5 protein-coding genes are annotated in these 12,020 nt (G+C 36.6%); all 5 read right to left on the bottom strand.

What is annotated here, in order from left to right:
* Nucleotides 1-28: 28 nt before the first annotated feature.
* Nucleotides 29-2,551 carry a PKD domain-containing protein gene (locus tag M9897_02440; protein ID MCO5267738.1) on the bottom strand — a complete coding sequence of 841 codons (2,523 nt, stop codon included), beginning with the start codon at nt 2,549-2,551 and terminating at the stop codon, nt 29-31.
* Nucleotides 2,552-2,584: 33 nt separating this feature from the next.
* Nucleotides 2,585-2,965, bottom strand: coding sequence for a hypothetical protein (locus M9897_02435; GenBank protein ID MCO5267737.1), 381 nt, complete (start codon nt 2,963-2,965; stop codon nt 2,585-2,587).
* 290 nt (nt 2,966-3,255) lie between these two features.
* Nucleotides 3,256-6,057, bottom strand: coding sequence for a PKD domain-containing protein (locus M9897_02430; protein ID MCO5267736.1), 2,802 nt, complete (start codon nt 6,055-6,057; stop codon nt 3,256-3,258).
* 114 nt (nt 6,058-6,171) lie between these two features.
* Nucleotides 6,172-10,971: a PKD domain-containing protein gene (locus tag M9897_02425; protein MCO5267735.1), complete on the bottom strand. Its 4,800-nt coding sequence runs from the start codon at nt 10,969-10,971 to the stop codon at nt 6,172-6,174.
* A gap of 156 nt (nt 10,972-11,127) precedes the next feature.
* Nucleotides 11,128-12,003 (bottom strand): ATP synthase F1 subunit gamma, encoded by an 876-nt coding sequence (atpG, locus tag M9897_02420; protein MCO5267734.1) that lies wholly within the window; start codon nt 12,001-12,003, stop codon nt 11,128-11,130.
* Nucleotides 12,004-12,020: the final 17 nt, after the last annotated feature.

Raw genomic sequence — 12,020 nt, 5'->3', positions numbered from 1 at the left:
CGCCTTTTTAAATAGCTAGTTACCTGAATTACTTTCCTGCTAGATGAACAAATCCATGCACAGGATATTCATTATCTGTAAAGTCATATATAGTCATCTTGTAGAAATATACTCCCTCAGAACATAGCCCTCCAGAGTTATTCACTTTACCATTCCAATTGAAATCTGGTTTATCACTTGTAAACACAGCATTACCCCAGCGATTTACAATAACCAAATCAATCTTCTTAATGTTATTATAGTATATAAATTTAAAGAAATCATTATCTCCATCTCCATTTGGCGTAAAGACATTTGGAAGCTCATACTCAGGGTCTGGATAAATTATATTGATTGTTACTTGGGCAGAATCCATACAACTCTCATTACTTGCATATAGAGTTACAATATACGTTCCTGGTTCATCACTAGGAAATAAATGTGTTGGATTTAAATCTGTACTATTAGAAGAACCATCTCCAAAATCCCATATATAATCTGTAGCATTGGAAGAAGCATTTGTAAAGTCAACTTCTGGATCTTTAGTTGTAGTTTCCATCGGATTAGCAGTAAAATTAGCCACTACAGCATCAATTACTTCAATATAATTAGTTTGACTTGCTGTACCAGAACACGTATTATTATCGGTTATAGTTAGGGTAACCGTATATGTTCCAGATTGATCATAAACGTGAGTTACAGAATTACAATCTGTACTTGAATTTCCATCACCTAAGTCCCATAAACAGTCAGTAGAAGTTATTCCTGAATTATCTGTAAAAGTTACTGTTAAAGGGTTACATCCTTTTGTTACATCTGCTGTAAACGATGGAGTAGGATTATCATACACTGTAACTGATACAGTAGCAGTTGTATCACATCCATTAGACGCTGTGGCGGTTACAGTATAAACCGTAGTTCCAGCAGAACTTGGTGTAAAAGCAACCCCATCAGTAATCCCATTATCCCATGTAATAGTTGCCCCATTAGGATTATTTGCTGTAAGTGTAACATTCTGGCCTAAACAAATAGAAGCATCTTGAGGTGCTTCAAAATAAGGCGCACCAATATTTCCAATAGAAGCAGAACCAGTAGCCGTACAACCATTGTTATCTGTAACAGAAATTGAGTAGGAGCCAGCAGATAGATTAGCAAAATTTCCACTTGCTTGAGATGTACCTCCATTTAAAGAATAATTATACGTAGAACCATTACCTGTTGGGGTAACTGTAATACTTCCATCGGCTGCTCCACAGTTAGCATTCGTAGAGTTAGAAGAAATCGTGAATCCATTAGCTGTAACATTTTGAGAACTTGTTTGAGGGCAAACTCCCGTAGTTGTATGCTCAACAGTATATGTTGTTCCAACTGTAGGATTCGAAATAACTCCCGTGCTTGAATTTATAGTCGCACCATCACTTGGCGCTGGATTAAAGCTAAAGCTTCCACCCGAGCTAACTATTCCAGTAGGACCGTTTGAAGATTCGATACAAAAATTAGCAAAGTTAAAACTTGGATCATCAGCACCAGGTGCAAAAATAGAAATAGTGTCAATTATATTACATGAACCGCCACCATAACTAGTAGTCACAATATAACTTCCTGCACAAAGGTTAGATAAGGAACTCGTATTTCCTAGAGCAGTTCCATTGATATCTTCCCAAGAGAAAGTAGCTCCAGACATACTAGCCGAAACAGTACCATCACAAGCATTGCAGGTAGGATCTGTTGAAGATAATGTTGGTTGATTTGCAGGAACTACAGTTATAGTAAAATCATAATCTTCACTACCAGGACACATTCCTTGCATACCTGTAGATTCAATATGATAATTATATACACCAGGTGTACTAGGTGGAGTAATAACTACTGTTGTTCCAGTAGTACCACCTAATCCAGGATCTCCAGACCAAGCATAACCACCATAACCACCAGAAGCAGTAACAGTTAAACTTCCACCTTCACATAACGTATAGTTATTACTAGGATCTATTGAAACTTCTGCACCTTGGGAACTTACCGGTGTTGCAACCCCAGATGTAGCAACAAAGGTATAATCACAGACATCTCCTCCAAATCCATCAATCATGATGTAATATTGGTTGCCTGGAATTAAACCTGACGCAGAGACATTATATGTACTATTCTGTGCATACATTTCATTTACACATACATGAGCTGTTACAGGACCACTATTACAGCTAGCTGCGCTAAAAATAAATACTTGGATAGCTTCATCATCATAACAATTATATACGTATGCATCAAAGCTTATACTACTATTAATAGCAGTGAATGATAAGAAAGCATTATTCTCAATGGAACCACAGAAAGCACTTGTCAACTGACTCCAAGTATTAGCGCCATAAGAAGAGGAAGTAGTACCACAGTATCCATTTAAATCACAAATGGGCGTGGCAATACATGCTGTGTTTCCAGGAGCATCTTGACCTGCGCAACTAGGCATCCCTGCAGGTGGATCTACCCAATCACCACCACCAATTGCGAGGGTTTCGTTTTTAAAAGCAAAAAGAAAAAATAGCGTTAAAATTAAAATAAGTAGATTTTTCATAAAGACTTGTTTAATAGTATTGGTTATAATAGTTTATAATTTTCTTAATTGGATCTCCATTTCCTTACCATTTGGTATAAGAACATGGATTGTATATTCATTATCTTTTACCTCAATTATCTTAAATTGATATATTCTCTTTTCTTCTGAATTTGCTTTAGAAGGAGTTCTTAAATTAACTTTCGCAAAATAATACACATCATCTTTTGTCTCTATGAGATTGTACTGTTCTACAACAGACTCTCCTGCCCGAACAATAATTTCATTTGCAGAAATTTCAGTAATATCAGCATTAGACGGAGAAATAACTTGATATCTTCCTTGTAAAGCAGAAGTAACCTGAGAATAACTTATTTGAGAGAAAAATAGGGTGGCAAGTACAACAAAAAAGGTTAACAAAGATTTTTTATTCATAATAATAGTTTTAACATTATAGGCATAGACTTCCTTTATCAAAAAAAGGTTGCACGAATATATAAATATATTTTTAACTAACTTATAGAGTATTTAGAAAATATACAGATCATGGTTTTATCCTTCGGTGTACTCAGGGCGGGCATCTTTCTCCTTTTGATGAAAAAAAACTAGGTTTTACAACACAAGCAATAATCAATTTAACAGATTAGGAATAGTAAGAGATTGAACACCGATAGTGTCGGTATTCAATTTTTATTCTAATTGTTTTTCTGTAAATGCAATGCAGATTATCTAATAATATTTACATGACCATTAAAAATATATCTCTTGTCAGAAATGGTTTCCATGAATTCTAATTTCCATACATAAGTACCATCCTTCGCTATATTTCCTTTATATAAACCATCCCAACCAGCATGTATATCCTTCGTTTGAAATATCACCTCTCCCCATCGATTAAAAATAATAAAAGAAAAATCATTTGGATCTATCCCTGATGCGAAAATAGGTTGAAAAATTTCATTAAACATGTTGCCATCAGGCGTAAATGTATTTGGAATAAAGAAAATAACTTCTTCATCAATTTTAATAATCATTCGCGTAGTATCGTTACAATCATTGCCATTTGAGGCCACTAAAGTTACAATATAACTTCCTGGATTATTCTCATCATAAGTATGTGAGGGGCTGTCCTCTGTATTAGTGACTGAATAATCCCCAAAGTCCCATTCATAGGAACTTGCGTTTGATGAGTTGTTATAAAAATTTACAGTTGGATTTAAGGTATTTGTCACCATTGGATCAGCAGTAAAACTTGCTATCGGCGAAGGTGAAACATGAATGTAATTTGTTTGAGAATAGCTACTTGCACATCCACTCAAGGACTCCATCGTCAATGTCACACTGTAATCTCCTACAGCATAATAAGTATGTGATACATTATCACAAATAGAAGCGGTTAAACCATCCCCAAAATTCCATTTACATACTCCGTTAAAAGAACCAGAAGTAAGATTGCTAAAGTTGACGGTTAAAGGCGAACAACCAGTTAATATATCTCCTTCAAAATTTATATTACTCATTCCTTCTACACTAATTTGAGTTGTACCAGTTGATGAACATCCATCTATAGTGGCTGTCGCAGTATAAGTAGTTACTCCAATATTGTTTGGTATGAAAGGCTCCCCGTTATTTATACCATTATTCCATGTAATAACAGCACCACTTGACGCACTCGCAGTTAAAGTAACAGTTTCACCTTCGCAAACAGTAATATTATCCGGCATTATAAGAACAGGAGCATTTGGCTCAGAAAGTGTGATTACATCAGAACTAACAATATCACAACCTCCAAGGTCAACCACGTTAAAATTGCTATATGTTCCTTGTTGAAGGTTGATAATATTAATATTCCCACTATTATCACTATTTGTAGTTATTTGGATTGGTGTTTCACTGCCAAGTTGATAGGTTAAACCATAAGAAGTATTATTATTTAATCCACTAATTTTTATACTTCCATCTGCATTTCCACAGGTAGGATTAGTCCCTGACAATGAAATTGTAGGAGCATTCAAATTTCCCAATGTAACAACTGAACTTGCTAAGCATCCATTGGCATCAGTTACTTCTACCGAATAATTGCCCGAACATATATTGGAGATTTGATCTGAATTTCCACCTATTACTAAACCGTTTGCATCCATCCAGTTATAAGTATATGGTAGAGTTCCACCACTTCCATTTACCGTAATTACTCCATCACATGCACCGCAATTTGAATCTGTGGTTGTTAGCTGGATAATTGTTACACCATTTAAATTATTGATAGAAATTGTTCCAGACTTTTGGCATCCATTATTATCAGTAATTAATATTGAATATGATCCAGCAGTTAAATTGCTAAAAGTACCATTTGATTGAGTAGGTCCATTATTGATAGAAAAAGTATAAGGAGCTGTTCCATCCGTTGCGGTTATATTAAGAGACCCATCATTTGAACCACAATTTGCATCTGTTGTAGAACTTGTATAGGAAACTGTAGTTGCCGTTATTGTAATAGCATAAACATCAAAACAAGTAGGATCATTGGGGTTCTCTGCACGAACCCAATATGTTCCAGCAACAGAAGTTATATTATTTATAGACGAGCTTGCACTAGTTGCATCTGCTTGTGAGTTATAAAAGCTTAAATTTGCTTGATCAGAGTTTGGATTTATAGCAGTATTTAAATCAATGTTGGAACCAGTGCATATTGTAAGGTTATCAATATTTAAGTGAGGAGGAGTACATGAGGTACAGTTATCTACAATTACTGTTAATTGTGCTGTACTACTTTGTGGACAAAATGCGGTTCCTCCAGTAGCTTCAACCCCATAACTGTATGAGCCAGGAGTTGTTGGAGCTGTGATAATAACACTTGTTCCAGTAGCTGAGCTCAATCCTGTACCTGTCCATTGATAGCTATTATCACCTCCTGAGGCAGTTGCTGTAATTTGATCACCTGGGCAAACTGTAACTTGTGGAGCAATATCAATCTGAACTGCTGGAGATTGTACTCCCGCTACTGCTTCAAAAGTATATCCACAATTTTTACCACTATATCCATCAATTAGAATATAATAAACATCACCTGGAGTTAGTCCCGTTACAGTAACATTATGAGCTGCGCCCTGTTGAACCATTTCTTTATTTGCGTAAACAACGGTTACAGGGCCACCGCTGCAATTATCAGCTTTGAAGAATACAACTTGAATTGCTTTTGTTCCAGCGCCATTACAATCATACACATATACGTTGAAAGTAATTGAAGAAGAAGATGCTATAAATTTAAGATAACTGTCATTTTCAATTGTCAACCAATCAATACCCCATTGATCAATAGTTGCAGCCTTGATGGCATTCTTTAAATCTGTCCATGCGTCTGAAGAATAGGAAGATAAGGTTCTTCCACAATATCCATTAAAGTCACAAATTGGTGTAGCTAGACAAGCGGTTTCACCGGGAGGATCTGCTGGATTTGAACATGGAATAGGAGATTGGGCAAATGAATTTAAACTAAAAAGAATCCCAATAAATACAACTTTCACTAATTTCTTATATATGATTTTTCATGATTTAATAGTCGAAAGTTCTATTTATTTATTGGAATTCTTTACATCTTTTTTTTTATCGGTTTATGAAATACTTGGAAGGCTTATACTCTATCTAATCAACGTTACATGTCCGACATACCTATGATGTTTGTCTGACATTGTTTCCTTAAATTCTATTTTCCAAACATAAACGCCATCTTTAACAATGTTTCCTCCATAGGTACCATCCCAACCAATATCCGTATTATGAGATTCAAAAATAATCTCACCCCATCTATCGAATATTAAAAGAGTATATGTGTATGGATTATATCCTGATGCAAATACCGGTTTGAATACCTCATTATAATGATCATGATCAGGGGTGAATGCATTTGGAACGTAGAATATCAACACGTCTTTAATTTTAATAACAGCTCGTGCGGTATCAGAACATCCATCACCGTTAGTTGCAATTAAAGTAACGATATAATTTCCAGGTTCTTCATCAGAATAGGTATATGATGGATTTGTTTGATAATTTAAAGCCGAACCATCTCCAAAATCCCATATATAATCATGTGCATTTGATGACTCATTTGTAAAATTAACCTGTGTATTAAATATATCCGTTACCATAGGATCTGCTGTAAAAGCAGCTGTTGGTTTAGGAGTTACTTCAATATAATTGTGTTTTGTTATAGTTCCTGTACATCCAGCAGCAGAAGTTACTGTTAAGGAAACAGTATAAATTCCTGCATTTGAATAGGTATGTGTAACAGCACCACAACTATTAACTGTTGTTCCATCTCCAAAATTCCATATACAATTAGTTCCAGAAGAACCTGTGCTTATAAAATTCACTGTTAATGGTTCGCAACCATATAATTTATCTCCAACAAAATCAGGTGTTGGTATTCCTTCTACTGTAACAACAACAGCATCTGTAGCAACACAATTATCAATAGTTGAAGTAACAGTATAGGTATATGTTCCAGGAGTTGAAGGTACAAACGCAACACCATTCGAAACCCCATTATCCCATGATATTGTACCTCCATTTGGTGCATTTGCTGTTAATGTAACGCTCTCTCCTACACAAATTGCAATATCGCTTGGTGCAGAAACGGTCGGTGGAGTTGGGTCAGTTAACACAACTGATGAAGTAGAAGTGATAGTACAACCTCCATTCTCGGTTGCAGAGAAATTATTATATGTTCCTGCTTCTTGATGATCAATTGTAAAAGTACCCGCATTATCAGAAGTACCTGAAATTGTAACTGGAGAACCATTTTGATTATAAGTAATATCATACCCCGTATTAGATACTAATCCAGAAATTATAATCTTTCCATCTACATTTCCGCAAGTAGGGTCTATTGAACTTACGCTAAATGTCCCAGGATCAAGCACACCCACATTAGCCGTTCCATTAGCTGGGCAACCGTTTACATCAGTTACAGAGATATCATAAGTACCTGTACATATTCCATTTACGTTAGCACTATTTGTTCCAGCTGCTACACCATTATTATCTGTATAAGCGTATGTGTAAGGCGCAGTGCCCCCATTAACCGTTACACTAATTTCACCATCACATATATTCGTACAACTTGCATCTACAGTAGTAACTTGTGAGATTACCGGATTATTTCCAGCAGTAATAATGGCTGTTCCGTTTGCTTTACAGCCAATAGCATCAATCACCTGAACAGTATAATTTCCTTCGCATAAATCTTGAACACTATTTGCATTACCTCCAATCACATTACCTCCTCCATCTTTCCAAATATAAGAATATGGTGTAGTTCCTCCAGTTGCTGAAACACTAATAGAACCATCACATACTGTAGGGCAACTTGCTGGAACTGGCGTAACTTGAGTAATTGTAGGACCTCCAATACTATTTACAATCTCAACTCCAGTTACTTGACAACCATTTGCATCAGTAATTGTAACGTTATAAGAATCCGAAGCTAAGCTAGAGAAAGTACCATTACTTTGAGGTGACCCTCCATTAAGAGTATATGTATAAGGAGCAACACCTCCATTTTCAGTTAATACAATCTGTCCATCTGCACTACCACAATTTTCATCAGTAATATTAGCAGTATAAGTTAATATATTGATAGTTACATTTACAGAATATACATTATAGCAGTCAGTATCTCCACCTGTATCTTCAGCTCTTACCCAATATGTTCCTGAAGTCGTTACATTATTTCCAATTGGATTAGTAGCATTCTCTGCATCTGTTTCTGAGCTATAAAAAGTGATTACTGCTGGTTCTGAACTTGCATCAACGGCATCGTTTAAATCTATATTATTATCATTACATTTTACAATGTCATTAATAGTCAAGACAGGAGGAACGCAGTTATTGCATGGTGCAGGTGCCGTAAAACTATAATCTTCTGGACAGTTAGCATCTGAGAAATAAGCATGTAAATTGCAATTGTTTCCATTAGCATCCAAGTCTGTAATGGTGAATGGGAAAGACGTTCCATTAAATGGAGCTGTCGCTATAGTTATAGCATTTCCATCACAATCTTCAACAATTAAAGTACCTGTACTAGGTGCTTGATCAGTAGTAATAGTACCAGTTAAATCATATTTTCCGTTCTCACAATCTCCCGGAGTAGCTTGAATGGTAATATGTCCAGCAACAATAACTGTAACTTGTGCAGTAACAACGCAACCGTTATCAGAATCTGTTACGGTTACTGTATAAGTTGTAGTTTCATCTGGAGTTGCTGTTGGATTAGGAATATCATCATAATCTAGCCCAGTTGGAGGAGTCCATTGATAAGTTATATCTCCACTATTACCTGAGTTATTTCCACAATCTACTTTTACAGCATAATCTTCAACTTCATCGGAGAAGTAGTAATTTCCGTAGTTATTTCCAGTGTAACCACCATAACCTGGAGGAATACCTACAGGGTTTTTAAATTTACATCCATCTGCATTATCTGTAGGAACAAATGGTGCATTATCTTTAAAACGAATTCTCATGCGGAACATTCCGTCGTTTTGACCAGCAGGAACAGTGATAGTTCCATTTACTGTAAAGGTATTTGTAGTATAAGGACCAGAGTTATGAACTACCTCACTTGCATCAAAAGCACCATCATTATTCCAATCCACCCAAATTTGGCAGAAGTAAGGGCTATTGCTATATAATGATTTTGCATTAATCGTAATATTGAAAGAGTTATTTGGGCAAACTTCTACAAATTGGTTAGAATAATCACTATACCACAATGTTTGCCATGCATTAGGTCCCATTGGATCGGTATGTGTCACGTCAACTAACGTATTTGTATTATTAATATTAGTTGTTCCTCCTGTAGTAACAACGCCGTTGTTATAAATCCCACTTCCTTGTGTTAGGGGTCCATTTTGACTCATAGCTGTTTTTTGACAAGTCGGAGCCATCGTAAAATCTGGTGGATTTGGAGTGGAAGGCGCAGGTTCTCCTAAAACTACGCTCGTATTACAATTGATGGCTGTATCGCTAATAATAGTGATTTCTGGACCATCAGTTAAAGTCACAGTAACCGGAGTCCTAGGGCTTTCGCACCCATTTTGTGTGATTGACACATAATATGTTGTTCCATCACTTAATGAAGTGCTAGAACTAAGTGGCGTACCTCCTGTTTGTACACTATACCAATTATAATCGTTACCAGACGGAACTAATGAACCAATGGTAGCTGAACCACAAAATGTTTGATCTGCTGCTGTTGGAGCAGGTGGTTGAGGTAATTGGGGATCAATAGAGAAGGCAATACTTGCATCAGAATCGCAAGAGCCTCCATTTGCTGTTAAGGTATATGATGTACCAGGTGTAAGATTATTAATCACCCCACCACCGCCTATGGTTGGACCAGCAGGTGTAAATGTATACGTATATGAACTGTTATAGTTTGTTATTGTAGCAGTACCATTAGCACTACATGTTGGCGGAGTGGTTGAAATAGTAGGAGCGTCTGGAACAGTTCCACTTGAAGAGTATTCAATAATTACAGCACCGTCAGCACCTTTACCCCCCTTAGTTGTTACCCATGTGTTTGCCCAGCTATTTAAGTGGATATTACCACCGCCACCGCCACCGCCATAGGCTACTCCTGGCTTTCCATCTTGATTGTCTTTACTAGCATTAATAGAACCTTTAATTCCATTACCGCCATTACCTCCTCCATTATTTCCAGTACCACCAGCCATTGCTGCGGTGTGCGGGCAAGGTCCGATAAATTGTCCAGCAGCACCATTACCACCAGAACTTCCAGCTGCACCTCCCGCACCACTTAAATCTGCACAACTAGCAGAGTGCGATCCTCCAGACCCACTTCCTCCTTGACTATTGATAGTACCATTAGAACCCATCCCTCCAGTTCCTCCAACGCCATTATCTCCAATATGATTAAATCCACTTGTATTATTAGCTGAAGCACCAGTACCTCCAGTTCCACCAGTTCCTGTTAATGTACCTGGTCCGGTAGTAGCAGATCCTGAGAATGTACTTGTACCACCAGTTCCACCAGTTCCAGCCGCAGCGTTTCCATTTGTTCCAATACCTTGCACTCCACCAGCTCCAACAACAATTGTATATGTCTCTCCAGGAGTAACAGTGTATGTCCTTTGAGCATATCCTCCACCGCCGCCGCCACCGCCACCGGTGCACGCTTCCCATTCAGAACCAGTTCCACCTTGTCTTGAAGAGGTACCTCCACCTCCTCCTCCACCACCCCAAACTTTTACGGTGATTTCAGTAACACAAGGTGGAACTGTCCAAGAATAAGTTCCTGGGGTTGTATAATTAACTTGAGCATTTATGCTTCCAAAAAAGAAGGAAACAAAAAACAAGAATAAAGCACTCAAGATATTGACTGTAAACGAATTTTGTTTGTACTTATTTATATTCATAAGCCTTATAGTTTTATCCCATAATATTGCATGGTAGAATGGAGCCATAATAATACGAAAAAATCTTAAATAGGTTGCCTTTTAAAGGTGTATAAAAAGAAACCGCTTATCAAAAAAATGATAAGCGGTAAATTTGCATTATAAGGGGATAATAATCTATCCGTTAAGTGCTTCTGCCCCACCAACAATTTCCAAAATTTCATTTGTAATTGCAGCCTGACGAGCCTTATTATATTCTAATTTTAATGACTTATTTAATTCTGAAGCATTATCAGTTGCTTTATGCATAGCAGTCATTCTTGCACCATGCTCAGATGCATGAGAATCTAAGACAGCCTTGTACAACTGTAATTTCAATGATTTAGGTATCAATTCACTTATAATTTCGTGCTTAGAAGGCTCAAAGATATAATCTCCTACTTCATTACCTCCCTCTGCAGAAGCAGGCATAATAGGTAACATCTGCTCTGCTCTAGGAATTTGTACCGCAGCATTTTTAAATTCGTTATAGACAATGACTACTTTATCATATTTTTTGGAGATAAAGCTGTCCATAACAAATTGTGCATATTTTGAAACATGCTCAAACGTTAAATCATCAAAAATTGCTTCTGCTGCACTTAAAGATTCGGGTCTGTTAACACGTCCACTTCTTTTAAATGCATCATTTACTTTTTTACCGATAGTTAAAATCTCTACGTTTTTGCCTTTTAATTCTCCATTTAATAATGAATTAATTGTCTTATTTACGTTTTGATTAAAACCACCACAAAGACCTCTATTTGATGAAATAGGGATAAGTAACACGTTATTTACCTCTCTCTGTTCAGCAAATTTATTTTCAGATAAATCTAGAGAAGCGCTAACATTCTCAAGAATTTCTTGTGTTTTATTAGCGTATGGTCTTAATTGAGTAATCGCATCCATAGCTCTTTTCAACTTAGCAGCAGAAACCAATTTCATAGCTTGTGTAATCTGCATCGTAGAAGAGATGGATGTAATTCTATTTTTTATTTCCTTTAAGTTTGCCATATTGGATAGCTCAATTT

This window comes from Brumimicrobium sp. (genome assembly GCA_023957385.1).
In the GTDB taxonomy this organism is placed as follows: domain Bacteria; phylum Bacteroidota; class Bacteroidia; order Flavobacteriales_D; family Crocinitomicaceae; genus Brumimicrobium.
Note: the sequence above shows the minus strand (reverse complement) of the source record. Positions and strands in the feature narration are given on the sequence as shown.